Raw genomic sequence first — 20411 nt, forward strand, 5'->3', positions numbered from 1 at the left:
TTGTAAGTAAATCTATTATTAATACCAACAAAAACATATATGAATAAAAAATCTGTAACACTTGTTTTTCTACTATTGGTATGGCTGGGTGTAGATATGGCCTGTGCCCAATATCAGCCAGAACATTACCGGGTTTTCTCTCCTGACAGAAAGTTAGTGATGGGGATACAACGGCATAATGATGGTTTGTTGACCTATACTTTTGCTGTGAATGGAGAGGTACTAATCAAAGAATCTCCATTGGGCTTTCGATTGGAATCAGAGGAGACGGTTCCTTCTTCCGGTTGGAAAATAGAGAACGTCTCTGACCGGGAAGTCCGGAATGAATGGAAACCACTTTGGGGAAAACGGGCTGTGGTCGAAGATCATTTTAATGAATTGATGATCGATTTGCGGAATCCGGCCAGTCAACCGAAGTGGATGCAGCTGGTAGTCCGGGGATATAATGACGGCTTTGCATTCTGTTATAAAATACCGGAAGGCGAAGGGCAACGTGTAAATGTGCAGTCCGAATTGACTGCCTATAATTTTGCCGGGAATTATACGGCATGGTTCTATAACGGCGAGAATCATAATATAGGGCCGGAAAAGTTGACGGAAACAGATGGAACCCGTTTGCCGGTAATGACCGTCAAGGCTGGTGATAAACATTATATGGCAATTCATGAAGCCTGCCTGGAAACAGGAGCACCTCTTGTCTTACAATCCAAAGGGGGCGAATCGCTTTTTTCGGTTGCTTCTAAGCCTGCCTGTTTGTCACCGGGGTATACTTCAGCCTGGCGTGTCGTTTTGTATGGGACGACTCCGGGCACGTTGACCGATTCCCATTTGTTGGAGTTGCTTAATCCGGATCCCGATCCTTGTTATGACTTTTCGTGGGTCAAGCCAGGATTGGCAGTTTGGGACTGGCGTATCAACGGAGCTGTGTGGGATGGTTTTACGTATGGAATGTCTTATCCATCCTGGACCCGTATGGTCGATTTTGCAGCTGAACAGGGATTTAAGTATTTAGTATTGGATGCTAATTGGTACGGACCTGAGTTCGAATCGGATTCTGATCCGGTCAAAGGTGAAAAAGCACAAGATGTCCAACGGCTGTTGGGGTATGGAAAACAGAAAGGCGTCGGAATCTGGCTCTATCTGAATGATGTCGGAGGGAAGAAATTTCCGATAGAAAAGACGTTGAAGCAGTATGGCGAGTGGGGAGCTGCCGGGGTTAAATACGGCTTTATGAGTGGAACACAGGAGGAGAAGAATCAGTGGACGAAAAAGATTACTGAACTTTGTGCGCAAAACCACTTGTTAGTCGATTTTCATGATGGTCCGGTTCATCCCTATGGACAGATGCGTACCTGGCCGAATGCCGTAACACGCGAATATTGCCACGCCCAATTGGATGGACATCATGTGTTCGAACCTAAAACATTTGTGACGACTGTCTTTGTTAATATGGTTGCGGGTCCGGTCGATATGAACAATGGGATGTTCGATCTTCGTCCCGGACATACGACGCGTGTGGATGAGAGCCAGCCGGTTCCTTCTACATTGGTTTCGGAGGCTGCCCGTACGTTGATCACTTTTTCCGGTGTGACCATTTTACCGGATATTCCTGAATATTACCGAAAATATCCGGCATTGTTAAACTTCCTGTCTACACAGAAGATGCCGTGGAAAGAGAGCCGTACCTTGGCTGGTGAAATCGGGGAATATATCGTTATGATGAGGGAAACGGATGAAGCTTACCTTGTCGGTGCCGCTACGAATGAATCCGGACGGACGATAGATTTGCCTCTTTCTTTCCTGGAAAAAGGAAAATATACTGTCGAGGTCATTGAGGACGGCGACGATGCCCACTATCTGACAAACCGTGAAAGTCTGAAGGTTGCAACCCGACAACTGACAAACAATGATAAACTGACATTGAAGCTGGCTCCTGGCGGCGGAGCATGTCTTGTTATCAAGAAAAATCCATCCATGGGTGGGTCTGAGCAAGCTACTTTCCCGCTTGTTAGTCCGGCTGGGAAAATGAAGGCCGATATTAAAGTCGGAGGAAAGAATGTAGAGATCGATTTATTCACGGATGGTGGAAAAGTTGTAACAGCAAAGACTTTACAATTTTCTTTGGATGAAAATATTATGAAAGGTAATTGGCAGGTCTCCAGCCAAAAGAGAGAATCGATCGATCAGCCTGGCATCCTATTTACGGAGAACGTTCTGTTGTGACGGACCGGTATAATGAAGTGGCACTTACCCTTCAGTCGGATGAGAACCGGAAAGAGATCGTTTTGTATGTACGTCTCTATGATGAAGGATTAGCATTCCGTTATGCATTCGATAAGTTGGATTTCTGGAACCGTACAGTAACCGATGAGAAAACGCAATTTTTGTTTCAGGAAGATTGTAAAACTTGGGTGACCGGTATGGCGCAAGGTGCTTATTCCGAAACGAAGTTGAGTGCGTTGAAAGGGGCTGCCGATCGTCCGCAGGTGATTCAGGTAAACAATAATTGTTTTGTGGCAATCGGGGAAGCTGCCCTTGTCGATTACTCCCGCATGAAGTTGGAAAAGAGTGAGACTGGCTTTGGGGTACAATCTGTACTGTCTGGAAAGGTTAATCTGGATATGGCTGGCTATCAATCTCCCTGGCGTTATGTGATGGTTGCCGGGCATCCGGGAAAATTGGTCGAAAATAATTATTTCGTCCTTAATTTGAATGAACCGAATCAAATAGCGAATACCAGTTGGATCAAGCCTGGACAGGTGATTCGTGAAGTAACGTTAACTACGGCAGGCAGTATGGCTTGTATTGATTTTGCTGCCGAAAACAATATCGCCTATGTGTTGTTTGATGCCGGTTGGTATGGGGCGGAAGAAGATGCCAAATCGGATGCAACTACCGTTACGATCGACTCGGCTCGTTCGAAAGGTCCGCTTGATTTGCCTCGAGTGATAGAATATGCGAATTCAAAAGGAGTTGGGATACTTGTTTATGTAAATAAAAAAGCACTGCATCAGCAACTGGATGAAATTCTGCCTTTGTATAAGAAATGGGGAATTAAAGGTGTAAAATATGGTTTTGTGAATGTGGGTGATCAGTATGCTACAGCATGGTTGCATCAAGCTGTGCGCAAAGCTGCCAAATATGAATTGATGGTTGATATCCATGACGAGTATAGGCCTACGGGCTATTCGCGCACGTATCCGAATTTACTGACTCAGGAAGGTATCCGTGGTGATGAGGAAAGTCCGTCGTTGGATCAGGCTATCTATACGTTATATAATCGTATGATCTGTGGAGCGGGTGATTACACCAATTGTTATTTTGCGGAAAGAGTTACAGGAAAGATGGGGGGACGTGCAGCCCAATTGGCTAAATTGGTTGCTCTTTATAGCCCCTGGCAGTTTGTATATTGGTATGATCGCCCCGAGAAATCACCGAGACGGGCTGGTGGTGCAGGTTCTGCTGAATCTGTGATCAAAACAGATGCAGTAACCCGTTTCTATAATTCTATCCCGACAGTATGGGACGAAACTCGCTTTTTGGAGGGAGAGATGGGTAAATATGCTGTAGTTGCCCGTCGCTCAGGTTCCGATTGGTATGTTAGTATGTTGAATGCCGGAGAACAGCAACAAATCACCTTACCCTTTGATTTTCTGAAAAACAAGAAAGGCTATACCGCTACACTTTATTATCAGGCATCCGAAAAGAAAAAGGATGTTGTCGATATCAAGAATATCAAGTTGGATAACCGTAATGGGGTTACTATCGATCTGGTTGGGAATAGCGGATGTGTGTTGTATTTACGACAGAATATTTCTGGGCAGTAATAACAAAATCAGCGGCAGATAATCTTTCAGTGTTATCCGCAATTGTTTTAATGCCTGCTGGATTCGGTAGTCAACGGTTTTGGATGATACCTGCAGGATTTCTGCAATATCTTTGTAGCTTTTATTCTCGAAGCGGTGCATGACAAAAGCCTCCCGATAAGTGGGGGCAAGGCCTCCACTGCTTCTTTGATCCTTTTTTGCAGTTCCTCAAGTTGGTAGAAATCTGTATCCTGCAACATCTCCTGCATATTTTCGTAGAAAAGCGTGTCTGCCCTTAATTGGGATTGGTGGCGGACGATTTGGTTGATTGCACGGTGATAGACTGTCCGGAACAGATATTGGCTTAATGACGTTTCGAAGGTTTGGGTTTGCCGGGTCTCCCATAACCATAACATTACGTCCTGAACGATTTCTTCGGCATCTTTCAGCTCTACAAACCTTGTTGCATAAGCGCACAACATCGGATAGTATCTTCTGAACAAGATGCCATAGGCTTTTAGATCTCCATTCTGTATGGCTGAAAGTAAAAAGCGTTCGTCTGTGGTTTGTAGTATTTCTCCATTCATATCTCTGGTCGCAAAGATAGCTTTTTTGCGATAGAAAAAAAATATTGAAAAAAATATTCCCTTTTGTTTAGGAATCTTTCCGGTTTCTCTTGTCTACTATATAAACAAGCGATAAACTGGTATGGAAACACCTGATACAAATATGATAGAATATATTCTTCCCCGCTATTGCTCCGGTGAAGCGACAGAGGAAGAATGCCGGATGGTTGAGGAATGGATAAAGCAGTCGGATGAAAACTACCGGATTGCCAAACATATCCATACCCTTTATTTAGCAACGGATACGATGCAGGTCATGTCGGCGGTCGATACGGAGAAAGCCTTGTCTTCGGTTTGCCAAAAGATGAGCAAGGGCAATGAACATGCTAAAGTAACCATGGTTACTTGGCTGCAACGCGTTGCAGCGATTTTGTTTATTCCTCTTTTGATTGCTTTCGGTATACAAAATCTGAAGCCTCGTCCGGTTGAAATCGCCCAAATGATTGAAGTGAAAACGAATCCGGGTATGACAACAACAGTCGATTTGCCGGATGGTACCAGAGTTCATCTCAATTCAGAATCAAAACTCTCTTATCCCTCTTTCTTCGATAAGGACAAAAGAAGGGTTGCCCTGCAAGGAGAAGCGTTTTTCGAAGTACAGAAAGATGCGGAACATGGTTTTGTTATTTCTACCCCGCATGAAACGAAGATAGAGGTGCTGGGCACTTCTTTTAACGTCGAAGCGTTCGAAAAAGACGATTTTGTCTCTACTACACTGATCGAAGGGAAAGTTCGCTTCGACTATATGAAGAATCAACGGTCTACGGCTGTTTTAATGAAGCCCGGCCAGAAACTGACCTATGATTCCTCTTCCTCCCGGATACAACTGATAGAAACGAGTGGCGCCTCTGAAATAGCCTGGAAAGACGGAAAGATCGTTTTTCTGGCGACCCCTTTGCCCGAAGCATTGCGGATGCTGGAAAAGCGGTTTAATGTGACATTTGTTTTATCCAACGATCGGCTTCGTAAGGAAGCTTTTACCGGGTCTTTCAGTAATCAGCGGTTGGAACGTATATTGGAAATCTTTAAAATATCATCTAATATCAAATGGCGTTATTTGGATACGCAGGATACCATGAATGAAAAAACGAGGATAGAAATCTATTAAAAATCAAGTAAACATGAGAAACAGACCTCCCTAAAGAAAAAACATCCGGAAAAATATTGGCGTATTTTCCCGGATGAAATGAGTTAACTTTAAAACGCTTGTTTGGCGACAAGCAGTAATAAATCATTTTTTTTAATCAGATCACTACAAAGTTATGCAAAAACATTTTAATACCCAACTGTTTTGGGTACCAGAGTCGCTTTGGTTTACCTTAAACAAAATTCCAAGAGTTATGAAGTTATACATCTTCTTACTATTCTGTTCGATCAGCTTGGTTCAAGCCACGAACAGCTATGCTCAAAAAGCCACTGTCAGTTTGAATATACAGAATCAAACTGTCCAATCAGTTTTGGATGAAATTGAAAACCAGTCGGATTTTTCGTTCTTTTTCAATACGAAACATGTCGATTTGAATCGCCGGGTTTCTGTGAATACGAAGAAGAGTGATATCTTCAAGGTGTTGGAAACGGTCTTTTCGGGGACGAATGTGCGCTATTCGGTGGTGGATAAAAAAATTATTCTTTCTACAGAGTCAGCTTCAGTTTCCGGTGTTCAACAGAATAAGAAAACGGTAAGCGGTATCGTAAAGGACGAAAACGGCGAACCGGTTATTGGTGCGAATGTAGTAGAGAAAGGAACAACCAACGGAATGATGACGGATATGGATGGTAAATACACATTGACGGTCGCACCGGGAAGCAGCTTGCAGATTTCTTATATCGGTTTTAATGAACAGGTGGTGAAAGTAGGTAAGGAGAGCGTAATCAATATAACATTGCGCGAAGATATGCAAGCGTTGGACGAAGTGGTAGTAGTAGGTTATGGTACTGTAAAGAGAGGTAACTTGACTAATGCGGTAACTTCTGTTAAGGCTGATGTTTTGGAAAATCGCCCTGTTAGTTCTGTGGCTGATGCATTGCAAGGTCAAGTACCGGGTTTGTCTATTGTTCAGTCCGGTCGTCCGGGCAAAGCCTCAAGTATGCAGTTGCGTGGTGCTACATCATTGAATTCAGATGATAAAACTTCACCCATGTTGTTAGTCGATGGTATTCCTACTGATGTTGAGAATTTTAACTACTTGAACGTAGAAGATATTGAGAGTGTATCCGTTTTGAAAGATGCTGCTTCGGCTGCTGTATACGGTTCGCGTGCAGCAAATGGTGTCATATTGGTTACTACCAAGCGTGGTAAAGCAGGCAAGCCTGTTTTTCGTTATAATGGTTACGTAGGTGTAAACACTCCAACTGAAATGCCTAAGATGGTTAGTTCGGAAAAATACGCTCGTATGCGTAATGAAGCTATGTACAATTTAAAGCCGGAAGACGGTAAAAATCAATATTATAGTGAAGAACAAATACGTAAATATGCTGATGGATCCGATCTTAATCATTATGGTAATACCGACTGGGTGGATTTGATGTTCGAAAACAGTATCACCACTCGCCACTCTATTTCGGCTACCGGTGGTGCTGAGAATGTGAAGTATTTCTTGAGTGCTGGATTAGATTATCAAACTGGCGCGCTACCTGAATCACAGCACAAAGTATATAATGTTCGCTCAAACGTTGATGCTCGACTTACTAAAAAGTTGAACTTGTCATTCGATATGCGTTACATCTTGAGACAAAAAGACGAAGTGGATGGTATGGATGGTCTCATTATCGATGTGTATAAAATGAACCCCACCGATATAGCTTATAATACTGATGGTAGCTATGCTATGAATCCCAAATCGGTAGTCAACCCTATGGCTGACCTGCACCAAAGAGGTCACAATTTGAATGACACTCACGATGCATCGGGTACTTTTAAGGTGACGTACGACATTTGGGATGCCTTGAAGTTCCAAGGTATTGCCAACGTGAACTTTAAGTTTGGAAAATCGACTACCTTCTACCGTCAGGTAGGTTATACTGATTATGACAGCCAGGAGGTAACTTATATGGGTCAAAATGCTTTGGACGAAGGACGTGACTTTAACCAATACTATAACTTACAGGCTTTGCTTACTTATCAGAAGAAATTTGGTGAACACAACTTTGACGTCTTGGCCGGATATCAACAAGAAAATGAAAAGTGGGATCACGTGGGTGCTTATCGCGACGGATTCCCTACCGATCTTATCCATGTGCTCGATGGCGGGTCGAAAGAGAACTGGTCAAACGATGGTTCGGCTACTCACTGGGCAATTGCTTCTTTCATAGGTAGCTTAAACTACGACTATGCAAGTAAGTACTTACTTTCATTGAAGATGCGTTCGGATGGTTCTTCACGTTTGGCGAGCGGCCAGCGTTGGTCTACCTTCCCCTCTGTATCGGCAGCGTGGCGTATCAGCGCTGAAAGTTTTATGGAAAAAACACGAAACTATTTGGATGATTTGAAAATTCGTGCTTCTTGGGGGTTGACAGGTGCTACTACCGGTATTGGTCTTTATCCGAGCTACTCTACTATTGGCTTTGGAAACGCGGCTTTGGGCAATCAATACATTTTGTCGGCTTATTTAAGTGGACTGGGAAACACTGATTTGGGTTGGGAAAAGACTTCTATGTTAGACTTTGGCTTCGATGCCCGTATGTTGGATAACCGTTTGGGTGTGACTTTCGACTACTATCTTAAGAATACAAAAGACATCTTGATTGGTCTTCCCGTACCTTTGGAATATGGTTTTGGTAAACCTAATGTCAATATTGGTGAGGTGCAAAACAAAGGTTGGGAATTAGAATTGAGTTGGAATGATAAGATTGGTGACTTCAGATATGGTGTACAGGCTAACTTGTCTAATAATAAGAATGAAGTAAAAGACTTAGGTGGAACGAGTCCTTGGAAAGATGGTTATACAGCTGAAGGTCTTGCCATGAACTCTTACTACGGTTATGAAGCTTTAGGTTTGTTTCAAACTCCGGAAGAAGTTGAAAGTTCTGCCGTATACAGCCGCCGTTATGCCAAGCCGGGCGATGTGAAGTACAAAGACCAGAACAATGATGGTGTGATTGATGCTGACGACCGTGTGGTTCTTGGTGACCGTGATCCTCACTACTTGTTTGGTATCACGCTGAATGGTGCATGGAAAGGATTTGACTTTAGTATCTTCATGCAAGGAGTTGGTAAACGTAACTATATATTGAATGGTCCCAGCATTCGTCCTTTATCGGACCAAGGTAAAGGTCCGGCCTTCGAGCATCAGTTAGACTATTGGTCTGAAGACAATCGTGACGCTAAATATCCTCGTCTATTGGAAGCTACAAGCTCATTAGGATTCAACCATCTGACATCCGATTTTTGGATGATCAATGCAGGTTATCTACGTTTGAAGAACTTACAGGTTGGTTATAATTTCTCGAACGATTTGTTGAAGAAAACAGGATTATCAAATATCCGTCTATACTTCTCGGCAAACAACTTGTTTACCATCAGTAACTTTACTCCCGGATACGACCCTGAAACACTTGATGCGTTTACGTATCCGTTGTCCAGAACGTACTCATTTGGTTTAAATCTACAGTTTTAATTGAATAAAAAAGATATTGTAATGAAAACTTTAAAACATATCATGATGGCAACGCTTTGTACTGTTGCCTTAACAGGATGCGACGACTTCCTGACAACACCTCCGTTGGATCAAATTACAGAAGATGCCTGGTGGAAAGACGCCAAGCAAACCCAAATGATGGTAGACGGATGTTATGATTATGCTTACCAAGGTGATGGCGATAACATCATCGCTTTTCGTGACGCTTGGTCCGATAACTCGACTTGGTGGGGGTTAGAACATTTTGCCAATGGTGATTTACGCCCCACCTCTCGTGGTCTGGAAGACGAATGGAAATACAAATCCATTGCTCAGATGAACTATGTGCTTCATGGTTTGGAATTGTCTAAAGATTATGTCACTCCGGAACAATATGCACATATGCGTGCCGAAGTACGTTTCATCCGTGCATTGAACTACTATGACATGCTTTTCTTCTTTGGGGATATACCTTTGGTGGATAAAGTATTGACTGTAGACGAGTCGCGTGCACTGACTCGTGCTCCTCGTGCCGATGTATACGAATTTGTGATTAATGAACTGGAAGAATGTTTAGTAGACATTAAGAAAGCTCCCAATTTTGAATCAGGCCGTGTTACCGAGGATGTGGTAAATGCTATGATTGCTCGTGTCTCTTTGCATGAAGCTGCTAAATCAAAATATATTAGCTTCTTGAAGAATAGTAAGGAATCGACGGATAATCTTTATAAAAGAGTGTTGACAGCTACTCAAGCTATTATAGACGGTGGTCGTTATGGTTTATACCGTGCCTACGATGGCGATCCCAAAAAGCATAGTTACGAAGAATTGTTCCGGCCTCAAGCAGATGGAAACAACAACGAAGTGATTTTTGAACGTCAATACTTCCCTTCTTTGAAGACTCACAGCTTGAATAACAATCTATCTTATCCTTCATCTGTATATTGTGGTTGGAAGGGATTGCTTCCTTTGCAGAATATTGTCGATGAATACGAATGTATCGAAGGTCACCCCTACGATCAATGTGAAGCGTTGAATTGTCCTCACGCTGCCGAACGTGCTGCTCTGGACCAAGCGGGTATGTTGAGTTATGGCGAATACGAATTCCGTGACCCTCGTTTGAAATCAACTATTATTCATCCGGGATGGGAATGGATTAAAGGCGGTAAAGTTGACTCACATTATGGCGTAGAAGATCCCAATAGCCGCGATTACATTGGTAAAGAACCTGTAAGTACCGGTTTTTTGTTGACCAAGTGGACTGACCTGGAAGGGGAGGAACCTGATCGTTGGATAGGTCATAAAAATATAACGATCTTCCGTTATGCTGATGTTCTGTTGATGAGGGCTGAAGCATTGATCGAGTTAAACGAAAACTTAGGCGAAGCCTTGAGTCTCATTAACGATATCCGTAATCGTGCCGAAATGCCCGAATATCCAGCTGTGACCAGTCAAAGCGATATGATTGCCAAAGTGCGTCATGAACGTCGTGTAGAAACAGCTTTTGAAGGATTGCGTTACTACGATATTATACGTTGGGGTATTGCACCCAAAGTACTCAATGGACCTGCTTATGGATGGAAACGTTGGAATCCTGAAACTCAGAAACACGACAATCCGCTTGTTTTCGAAGAACGTATTTGGGCAGAGGGTGAAGGCCGTTATTTCTGGCCTATTCCTCAAGCTTCTATCGACCAAAACGAAAACATTAAGCAACAAGAGGATAAATGGTGGTTGCATTAATTGTTTGATGTGTCTCATGTAAAAGATATAGCTTTTAGTCCTGTGACATATACAGGGATAAAAGCTATATTTTTTTACTTGAAAGAGAATGTATTTATGCGTATAACAAGTATAAAAAAGAGAAAGATGAAGTGCGGATTTTTTTTGGTAATTGCATATCTGAATTTGCTCGGATTATCAGCTTGGGGGCAACGGAACGTATCGAATTTTGATAGGGACTGGCGTTTTGCACGGTTTGGTTTGCAGGCAGATGGAACACGTTTGCCTGAACCGGATTCGCTTGAAGCGTACGAGGTTGACGATACGAGCTGGCGGAAGTTGGATATTCCGCACGATTGGGCAATTGAAGGGCCTTTCCGTATTGATTTGGACGGATATACCGGAAAATTGCCTTGGCAGGGAATCGGTTGGTATCGGAAACATTTTACAGTGTCAGCCAAAGATAAAAAGAAGATGTTTTATCTGGACTTTGACGGAGCGATGGCGAATGCGAGGTTTGGCTGAATGGAAAGAAAGTGGGGGAACGTCCTTTTGGTTACAGCTCTTTTCAGGTAGATTTGACGCCGTATGTTCTGTATGGAGCGGATAATGTTGTGGCTGTACGATTAGATACGGAAAAGTTCGGTTCGCGTTGGTATCCGGGAGCCGGTATCTATCGGCATGTTCGTTTGGTAAAAACCGAACCGGTCCATGTGGCGCATTGGGGTGTTTTCGTGACGACTCCTGAAATTACGGATACTTATGCTACGGCATTCGTTCATGTGGAGGTGGAAAATAACAGGCAATATGCGGTAAAAGGGCAATATACTGTTGATATTTATGAATTGGATGCGAATGATGTCATCGGTGAAAAAGTGGCTTCGACAACCAAACGTTCGATGTTTTTGGATGCCGGATCCTCTGTGGCGGACTCGGTTTCTTTGCGTGTGAAATCACCCAAAAGATGGGATTTGGAACATACTCATCGTTATTTGGCATGTGTTTCGGTGTACGATAAAAACAAATTGGTGGATGTGTATGATACACCTTTTGGCTTTCGCACTATCCTTTTTACACATGATAATGGCTTTTTGCTGAACGGGAAACGTGTACAGATCAATGGAACGTGTAACCACCATGATTTGGGGGCATTAGGGGCTGCGATAAACAAGGTTGCGTTGGAACGCCAGTTGCGGATTTTAAAGAGTTTTGGTTGTAATGCGTTGCGTACCTCCCACAATCCTCCTGCACCGGAATTGTTGGAGTTGGCAGACAAAATGGGGTTTCTTGTGATGGATGAACTTTTTGATTGTTGGACGGTCGGGAAGAAAAAGAATGATTATAGTGCTCTTTTCGATAAATGGCATGAAAAAGATATAGAGACGTTGGTTTGCCGGGATCGCAACCATCCGTCGGTCATCATGTGGAGTACCGGCAATGAAGTGCATGAACAATATGAACCGGAGAAAGGCGTTGCCCGTCATCTAACGGAGGTGGTACATCGTTTCGATCATACTCGTCCGGTGACATTCGGAGCATCTTATCCCAGTAAGTCGGCAATGAATGGGACGGAGTTGCAAGTGGATGTACATGGAATGAATTATGCGGCGGGCGTGTATGGCGGACCTGATTTTTATGGTAAGTTTTTGAATAAAGAAGGACATGAGCACCTTTCGGGCTATTCGAGTGAATCAAGTTCGACGATGAGCTCGCGTGGTGAATATTTCCCGCGTAAACATCATGTCTCTTCTTATGATTTGACGGAACCCGGATGGGGAGGACTGCCCGACTGGGAATTTGCAGCTTTGGATAAATATCCCGCCATCTGCGGCGAATTTGTCTGGACCGGCTTTGATTATTTGGGCGAGCCGACCCCGTTTAACAGTGATGCCAGTGTTCTGTTGAATCATGCGGAAGCTCTGAACCGTGAGCAGATGGCACAGGAAAAAGAAGCCTTGGAAAAAATAGAAAAGAATCGTCCGACTTCCAGAAGTAGCTATTTTGGAATTGTGGATTTAGCCGGTTTCCCGAAAGATCGTTATTATTTGTATCAGTCCCGTTGGTTACCGGATTTACCGATGGTACACATTTTACCGCATTGGAATTTTCCAGATAGGATGGGAGAGGTGACACCTGTTTTTGTTTATACATCCGGTGATGAGGCAGAACTGTTTTTGAATGGGAAATCGTTAGGAAAGAAAAAGAAGCTACCTTACGAGTATCGCTTACGGTGGGATGATGTTATTTATAAACCGGGCGAATTGAAGGCTGTCGCTTACAAACAAAATCAGAAATGGGCTGAAACAGTAGTGAGAACGACAGGAGAAGCGGTTAAATTAAAACTGACACCGGATAAAACATCCATTAAGGCGGATGGTGAGGATTTGGTGTTTGTAAAGGTTTCTTTGACCGATAAAGATGGAAATGAAGTGCCGACTGCCGAAAATGTCATATCATGTACATTAGTAGGTTCAGGTGAAGTTATTGCAACGGATAACGGCGATCCTACTTGTTTGATACCTTTTCAGGAAACCACGCGTCCAGCTTTTAATGGTTTGTATTTAGCGATTGTAAAAGCCCGGTTCGGTTGTAATGGTCCGCTTCATCTGATTGTTGAATCGAAAGGGCTGGAAAGGGCGGAAATGAAAATTATGATAGAAAATTAAGTTACCATGAATAAAGTCTTGTTATTTAATTTATTGTGTGTGTCTGCCTTCACAATCTTGTCCATCGGTTGCACTTCCAAACAGGCAAAGTTGCAAGACGAAGTAAAATATCCGGGCGTTGCGACGGCAGGATGCTTAATCCGATTGTACCGGCTGGGGTTTATATTGCAGATCCGGAAGTAAGGCTGATGCCGGATGGAAAGATTTATCTGTATGGTTCCCGGGATGAACCGGGAACGGCCTGGTGTTCCCATTCCTATCATGTGATGTCCTCTTCTGATCTGGTTCATTGGGATGTGGAACAGTTTTCTTTTGCGACGCAGGGAGCCGGGAAGCAGACCGATTATACGGAAGAGGTGCTTTATGCGCCGGACTGCATATATCATGATGGGCTGTATTATCTGTATTACTGTCTGGCTGCCGATGGTGAAAACGAAGGGGTAGCGGTTTCTTCTTCTCCTTACGGACCGTTTAAAAACGGACTGGCGATAAAAGGTATCACAGGAATAGACCCTTCTGTTTTTATTGATGACGACGGACAGGCTTATCTGTTTTGGGGACAAGGAAATGCGAAAGGGGCGAAGTTGAGTAAAGATATGTTGTCCATCGAAGGGGAAGTTCATGAACGTTTACTGACGTATGAGGAACATGCATTTAATGAAGCCAGTTCTGTGCGTAAGATAAACGGGACTTACTATTATATATATGCCGGCCACCAACGACATGGCAAATCGAATTGTGCTACGTTGAACTATGCAACGGCGACATCTCCCTTTGGGCCCTATACCTATCGAGGTGTTATCGTCGACAATCTGCATAGTAACCGGAGGGTCGAGAATAATCATGGTTCGATTATAGAAATAGATGGACAATGGTATATCTTCTATCACCGTCCTACTCATGGAGGGACTTCTATGCGGAAGGTATGTCTTGAACCGATCTTCTTTAATCCGGACGGAACAATTCAGGAAGCCGAAATGACCACCCAAGGAGCCGGAGGGCCTATTTCTCCTCTATTGCGAATGGATGCAGCGAGGGCTTGTCTGATGTCGGGTAATATGACAGTCGCTGTACGTCGTCCGGCTGATGATATTCCAGTGGAGTATCTGTCTGAAATCCGGAATGGTGATTGTGCCTGTTGGAAATATTATGATTTCGATGCGTCAATGGTCACTCATTTCGTATGTAAGACATGGGGGAAGAATCAAGCTGGTAAGATTGAGATACATCTGGATGATCCGGCAGGTGAACTGTTAGGAACCTGCGAAGTGGCATCGATGGATGGAGAAGTCGCTTACGCTATACATGAGACTGAGATCAAGCCGGCTACGGGCAAGCGAGCCTTAGTGTTGGTCTTCAAAGCAGCGTCGCCTGCTTCCAACGGGCAGGATTTGATGAATCTGGAATGGTTTACATTTGAAAATAGGAAAAAATGAAATATAATAAAAGCATCTGTTATCAAGTCTTTTAGTGTCGTTGTAGTGCTGCCTGGCGATAAATGCCGGGCAGCACTAATGAACGAAGACTCACTGATGTACCGCTTTATTGTGGAAATGTTATGAATTTTAATAGATAAATATGAAGTATATCTCGAGAAGCTTATTGCTTGCTTTAATGGTTTTTGTTAGCCAATTGTCTTTTGCACAGAAGAAGTTTGTTCATCCGGAACGTGTTCGCTATGACGGTTCGTGCATGACAATTGAAGGAAAGGATATGTTAATTTATAGTGCGGCCTTTCATTATTTCCGTTGTCCGGAGGAATTGTGGAAAGATCGTTTTCGTCAGATCAAGGAGGCCGGATTTAATACGGTCGAGACTTATGTACCCTGGAACTGGCATGAAAGGACCATGCCGCTTAGCCTGGATGATACGACCCGGTTCGATTTTTCCGATCTGAAGCGATGGCTGAAGATGGCGCAGGAAGAATACGGTTTTTATACGATCGTCCGTCCGGGGCCTTTTATTTGTGCCGAGTATTCGGGAGGCGGTTATCCGCGTTGGCTGGCCAAGTTCCGTCCGGAAAGTGTAGAGGGTTTCTGGTTGAGAAGTGCGGATTATCGACATATCCGCTGGGCGCAGCATTGGTTCGATGCTGTTTGTAAAGCTGTGGCAGATGAACAGATCACACGTAAGCCGGTTGGCGATAAAGGGATCATCCTGATTCAAATCGAGAATGAATACAACCATCATGACTGCGACGGAAAGGGAAAATTGTTGAAAGCCCTTTATAGTTCTGTCCGCAAGAGCGGGCTGGATATTCCTGTCTTTACTTGTCTGACGAATGAGTGCCGTAGCAGCCAGGAACCGGATTTGTCTCAAGTGTTCGATAGCGACAATTATTATGTTGGCCTTTCTTCCGCCCCTGATTGCGCTTATCGTATGAGCAACCTGAAAAAGGCACAGCCGGACGCGCCGGGATTCGTGACCGAACTCCAAGGAGGATGGTTCTCTTTGGTGACAGGACGTTTGAGCGAAGACCATTATTCGGATGCACGCCATTTTAAGGCTGTAGGCCTGATGTCATTGTTGGGAGGAGCCACCGGCATCAACTATTATATGTTTTTTGGCGGGACCCACTTTGCCGGATGGGGAGCGCGTGGTATGACTACCAGCTATGATTACAATGCTGCGATCCGCGAAAATGGCGCATTGGGCGATAAGTATTATGCAGCGAAGGCAATCGGACAGTTCATACGAACTTTTGAACCTCAATTGGTCCGTTCGACCGGTGGCCCTTGCAAGGTCGAAGGAGGAGTGAAATCATTGTTCGGTGGTGTCCGGGTGGCAGCCGATGGAACCCGTTTTGTCTTTTTGCACAATACGGACCCGAAGAATCCGGTCAAAGGAAAAGCTCGCTTGATTCCCGGTAAGCTGGATCGTCCGACCGAGTCGATGTATAATATCAACCAGCATGGCGAAAAAGTCCTGATTGCAGCTTCCGAAACGGGCGGCGACAAGATGATGACAGTCGATCCGATAGATGTCGATTATGACATGCCTGCTTTGGGCTCGAACGTTTTAGTGATCCCGGCTGGTAAGTCTGCCAAGCAGGGAAAATGGTGGCCGCAGGAACAGATGCGTCCGTTACGTCCGTCCCGTTTGCCGGCTCCCGTTCGTATAGCTTCTGTGCAAAAGAAGGAAGATGCCTTTACCGAGGCTGATTGGATGCAATTGCCGCGTTTGGTCTCTTTGTCCGATTTGGGGGTAAACGATTTCCGTTACAGTTTGTATCGGGCACATGTGCAACTGGCAGCAAAGCAGGCTGTGGACGAGCGTTACCTGTTATTTAATATGTTTACTCGCGATATCGTTTCTGTGCAGGTAAATGGGAAACAAGCCAAACGTTTGTTCCCGGATCATGCAGATGCGCAAAGTTGGACTACGCGTGATTGTTTTGAACGTATTCGGCCGGATGAATATGATAACCGTTTTGATGTGACCGGGCTTTTAAAAGAAGGAGATAATGAAATCATTGCAGTGTATGAAAATTTAGGACATGCCCATGGTTATTTCCCTATGGAGGAATTGGCCGGTATCCGTCAAGGAGGTCTTTCTGTTGTTGAATCAGCTCTGACCCATCCGTTGCAATGGGATTGCGCTACAGATATGGCAGGTGTGACAAAAGGTTGGATACAGCCGCAATTTGTACCGGAAGGCTGGCAGTCTGTAACATTGGATACGATTTGTGAAATACCTCATAAGGGGAATAATGTACAACCGAAAAGAGAGCCGGATGGTCTTTTCACTTGGTATCGGATCGAATTCGAGCTTCCTAAACAGAATACTGCTGTATGGATTCCTTGGTTAGCTCGCATCCATGCCTCCGGCAATGGATATATGTGGTTGAACGGACATAATATCGGTCGTCATTGGGAAGTTGGTCCACAACGTGAATACTATCTACCGGAATGTTGGTTAAATTGGGGGAAAGAAAAGAACGTATTAGTAATGGGCTTACGTCAGACTGAAAATGGTGCAGTTTTGAATGCTGTGGAAATAGCTCCTTACATTGATGCGGCTGAAGTCAGAAATAATAAATAAATAGATAGAGGTTATGAATTATAAAATTATTTCCTTTCTCGTTCTTATTGTTATAACTTATGCTTGTACTCCCACTTCTGCTTCCTCTGGTCGGGAAGTCCTGGATATGAATACAGACTGGGCTTTTTACCGGGGAGAAGTAAAGGATGGTAGCCGGAGGGAGTTGGATGATTCCGGGTGGATGGCTGTCGCTTTGCCGCATATCATGCAGTTGGAAACGAAACATTGCGGAGGAAATTCCATTTATGACGGGATCGGTTGGTATCGTCGTTATTTTAAACTACCTAAAAAGTATAAAGATAAACGGATAGTCGTTTCTTTCGAAGGAGTTATGACCAATTGTACTGTTTATCTGAACGGGCAAGAGATTACGGAACATCATGGCGGCTATATGGGATTCGTATCAGACCTTACAGACCGGATCGACTGGGAGGGAAATAATGTCCTGGCTGTCCGTGTCTCTGCCGAATACGATCCTTTGACACCTCCGGGGAAACCGCAAGATAAGATGGATTTCTATTATTACAGCGGTATTTACCGGGATGTCCGGATGGAGATTACGGATAAGATTTATGTAACAGATCCGTTACAGGAAGATCTGGTTGCCGGCGGAGGGCAGTTCGTTACGTTTCCTGAAGTGACAAAAGAAAAAGCAAAGACTCATGTGGCAACTCATATCCGTAATTTGACAGACCAGGATGCAACATTGTCTGTCCTTTCCAGGTTGAAAGATTCTACCGGCCGTGTCGTGTCGGAGATAAAGACCCCTGTTGATCTGCCTGGACGGTCTGCCTGGACAGTCGGACAGGATTTGATTGTTGAACGACCGGCCTTGTGGCATCCCTACGATCCCAATCTTTATACGTTGCAAACCCAATTGCTGTCTGAAAATAAAGTGCTGGACGAAACAGTTCGTGAGATCGGTATCCGTACGATTCGCTATACTGCGGAAGAGGGTTTCTTTATCAATGGAGAGAAACTGTATATGCGCGGTGCAAATCGTCATCAGGCTTTTGCCTATGTCGGCGATGCCGCATCCAACTCGATGCAGGTGAGAGATGTGATCGATCTGAAACGCGGCGGTTATAATGCTGTTCGTGCGGCCCATTATCCGAATGATCCCGCTTTTCTGGATGCGTGCGACCGATACGGTTTATTGGTGGTCGAATGTATTCCGGGCTGGCAGTTCTATAATCCGGATTCGACCTTCATCAAGCGGCTTTATGAGGTCGGGCGCCAGATGATCCGGCGTGACCGGAATCATCCGTCTGTCGTGCTCTGGGAAACGGCTTTGAACGAGTCTCGCTATCCGGTATCTTTGGCGAAAGAGATCTTTGACCTTTCGCATGCCGAATATCCGGGTGACCAGATGTACACGGCTGGTGATTATTTCGGTCATGAAGAGATGGAACCTTATTATGATGTCTTTTATAAACAGGCCTCCAAATTCCCGAAAGATGGGGATGTGATGAGTAACTATCCGGAAGATTTTATCTCTGTCAAGCCTCTGTTTACCCGTGAATGGGGAGATGGTGTTGGCGAAAAGCCGCGTGTCAGTCTACAAGAAAACGAGGAAGAGCAGATGCGTCAATGCCGTAGCCGTATCGAACAGTTGAACGGTAGAGGATATTTCGATTGGTGTATGTTGGATGCCAATCCGCATATGGGGGGACATTTTGTCTGGAGCTATAACGATTATGCGCGAGGTAGCCAGGATGAAACCATGTATAGCGGCGTTGTGGATATCAACCGTTGTTCGAAATTCAGCTACTATATGCTGCAAAGCATGCGTGATAAATCCGTCTCACAACCGGGGCTATATGAAGGGCCGATGGTCTTTATCGCTTCCTATAATGCATCCGCAGCTTTAGCCTCTTCCACCACGGATATTACGGTTTTCTCCAATTGTGACGAAGTCCGGTTGTATCGTAACGATAAGCTGATCGGGACGCAGACGCGGGAAGAACGAACGCCACTATACCGTTCGGTCGTAGAAAAAGGGGGAAGCCCGGTCTTTGTCTTTAATGCCGGAGGGTATGAGGCCGGCGAGCTGAAGGCCGAAGCTCTGGTTGGAGGAGCAGTCGTGGCTACGCACCGTGTAAGTACGCCGGAAAAGGCGGATCGTTTGGTCGTGGATATCAAGACAGACTGTATTATCCCCATAGCCGATGGATCGGATATGATCCCTGTTTATATCAAGGTTTGTGATAAGAACGGCTCGCTGGTTTATGACTCCGGGCAGGAAATAATGATTCAGGTGTCCGGCGAAGGTGTGCTGATAGGAGATACGATTCGCCGAATCGGAATAAATCCTCAGAAGGTAGAAGGTGGCGTTGGCTTTGCTTTTGTCCGTACGACGAAGAAAGCCGGCAAGATAACGGTGAAAGCGACAGCAAAAGGTTTATCGGCAGGTGAGGCGGAGATTGTGACGAAGCCGTATAAAGGGGCTTACGTGGCGGACGGACAACATGGCCTGTTTGGTGGTAAGGAAGAAGATAACGTAGTGATCAAACCTACCTTGTGGCAGAAACGTATCCTGGAGAAACCTCGTTTGAAGATCGCTTCCGTACAGGTCGGCAGTAGCCAGAACGGATATCCGGCTTCGAATATTATAGATAATGACGACCATACCTGGTGGATTGCAGGAGAGGATAAGTTGCCGCAAGTCATTACATTGGTTTTGGAACGTCCGACTTACGTGGCTGCCAGCCGTATCCTTTTTCAGAAAGACAGTTCTTCTTATAAACACAAGGTGGAGACATCCACTGACAGTGTGCATTGGGAATTGTTGTATGAGCGGGAATGTACAGGATGGGAATTCAAACCGATGGTTGTTGACCGTGAAGTGAAATATGTCCGTTTGACCATCGAGGATGTCTCCGAAGGGCGTGCAGGTTTGGGTGAGATGTCTCTAATAGTAATTAATAAATAAGG

At 44.5% G+C, this 20411-nt stretch carries 10 protein-coding genes and 1 pseudogene; 10 read left to right on the forward strand and 1 reads right to left on the reverse strand.

Annotation, left to right across the window (positions count from 1 at the left end; all coding sequences use genetic code 11):
• Positions 1 to 39: 39 nt before the first annotated feature.
• Complete coding sequence (locus DW083_RS04285) at positions 40 to 2223, forward strand: glycoside hydrolase family 97 protein (RefSeq protein WP_233551754.1); 2184 nt, start codon at positions 40 to 42, stop codon at positions 2221 to 2223.
• Positions 2220 to 3827: a glycoside hydrolase family 97 protein gene (locus DW083_RS04290; RefSeq protein ID WP_199659140.1), complete on the forward strand. Its 1608-nt coding sequence runs from the start codon at positions 2220 to 2222 to the stop codon at positions 3825 to 3827. The genes DW083_RS04285 and DW083_RS04290 overlap by 4 nt, the downstream gene beginning before the upstream one ends.
• Here the strand turns inward: DW083_RS04290 and DW083_RS04295 are convergent.
• Positions 3801 to 4393 (reverse strand): annotated as a pseudogene (locus tag DW083_RS04295) (RNA polymerase sigma-70 factor). The gene DW083_RS04290 and the pseudogene DW083_RS04295 sit on opposite strands and share 27 nt — an antisense overlap.
• A 121-nt stretch (positions 4394 to 4514) precedes the next feature.
• Between DW083_RS04295 and DW083_RS04300 the strand changes: the two are divergent.
• The 8 genes from DW083_RS04300 to DW083_RS04330 all read left to right on the forward strand — a co-directional run bounded on the left by DW083_RS04300 (position 4515) and on the right by DW083_RS04330 (position 20409).
• A complete protein-coding gene (locus DW083_RS04300; protein WP_122331553.1) occupies positions 4515 to 5540 on the forward strand; it encodes a FecR family protein in 1026 nt (341 codons plus the stop codon).
• Positions 5541 to 5772: 232 nt separating this feature from the next.
• A complete protein-coding gene (locus tag DW083_RS04305; RefSeq protein ID WP_122331554.1) occupies positions 5773 to 9048 on the forward strand; it encodes a TonB-dependent receptor in 3276 nt (1091 codons plus the stop codon).
• A gap of 21 nt (positions 9049 to 9069) precedes the next feature.
• Positions 9070 to 10791 carry a RagB/SusD family nutrient uptake outer membrane protein gene (locus DW083_RS04310; RefSeq protein ID WP_122331555.1) on the forward strand — a complete coding sequence of 574 codons (1722 nt, stop codon included), beginning with the start codon at positions 9070 to 9072 and terminating at the stop codon, positions 10789 to 10791.
• A 126-nt stretch (positions 10792 to 10917) separates the two neighbouring features.
• Positions 10918 to 11295 (forward strand): hypothetical protein, encoded by a 378-nt coding sequence (locus tag DW083_RS22570; protein ID WP_233551755.1) that lies wholly within the window; start codon positions 10918 to 10920, stop codon positions 11293 to 11295.
• Positions 11296 to 11306: 11 nt separating this feature from the next.
• Positions 11307 to 13436 carry a glycoside hydrolase family 2 TIM barrel-domain containing protein gene (locus DW083_RS04315; RefSeq protein ID WP_233551756.1) on the forward strand — a complete coding sequence of 710 codons (2130 nt, stop codon included), beginning with the start codon at positions 11307 to 11309 and terminating at the stop codon, positions 13434 to 13436.
• Positions 13437 to 13567: 131 nt separating this feature from the next.
• The gene (locus tag DW083_RS04320) at positions 13568 to 14872 is read left to right on the forward strand and encodes a family 43 glycosylhydrolase (protein WP_122331556.1); all 1305 of its coding nucleotides are present in this window, start codon (positions 13568 to 13570) and stop codon (positions 14870 to 14872) included.
• A gap of 178 nt (positions 14873 to 15050) precedes the next feature.
• Positions 15051 to 17477 (forward strand): beta-galactosidase, encoded by a 2427-nt coding sequence (locus DW083_RS04325; RefSeq protein ID WP_233551757.1) that lies wholly within the window; start codon positions 15051 to 15053, stop codon positions 17475 to 17477.
• A gap of 13 nt (positions 17478 to 17490) precedes the next feature.
• Positions 17491 to 20409, forward strand: coding sequence for a glycoside hydrolase family 2 TIM barrel-domain containing protein (locus DW083_RS04330; protein ID WP_122331558.1), 2919 nt, complete (start codon positions 17491 to 17493; stop codon positions 20407 to 20409).
• The last annotated feature ends 2 nt before the right edge of the window (positions 20410 to 20411 follow it).

Source organism: Parabacteroides sp. AF48-14 (assembly GCF_003477465.1).
GTDB classification, from domain to species: Bacteria; Bacteroidota; Bacteroidia; order Bacteroidales; family Tannerellaceae; genus Parabacteroides; species Parabacteroides acidifaciens.

What these genes read in the sequence shown, in the direction of transcription:
- DW083_RS04285 (WP_233551754.1), top strand. Translation starts at nt 40, where the DNA reads ATGAATAAAAAATCTGTAACACTTGTTTTTCTACTATTGGTATGGCTG.
- DW083_RS04300 (WP_122331553.1), top strand. Translation starts at nt 4,515, where the DNA reads ATGGAAACACCTGATACAAATATGATAGAATATATTCTTCCCCGCTAT.
- DW083_RS04305 (WP_122331554.1), top strand. Translation starts at nt 5,773, where the DNA reads ATGAAGTTATACATCTTCTTACTATTCTGTTCGATCAGCTTGGTTCAA.
- DW083_RS04310 (WP_122331555.1), top strand. Translation starts at nt 9,070, where the DNA reads ATGAAAACTTTAAAACATATCATGATGGCAACGCTTTGTACTGTTGCC.
- DW083_RS22570 (WP_233551755.1), top strand. Translation starts at nt 10,918, where the DNA reads ATGAAGTGCGGATTTTTTTTGGTAATTGCATATCTGAATTTGCTCGGA.
- DW083_RS04320 (WP_122331556.1), top strand. Translation starts at nt 13,568, where the DNA reads ATGCTTAATCCGATTGTACCGGCTGGGGTTTATATTGCAGATCCGGAA.
- DW083_RS04325 (WP_233551757.1), top strand. Translation starts at nt 15,051, where the DNA reads ATGGTTTTTGTTAGCCAATTGTCTTTTGCACAGAAGAAGTTTGTTCAT.
- DW083_RS04330 (WP_122331558.1), top strand. Translation starts at nt 17,491, where the DNA reads ATGAATTATAAAATTATTTCCTTTCTCGTTCTTATTGTTATAACTTAT.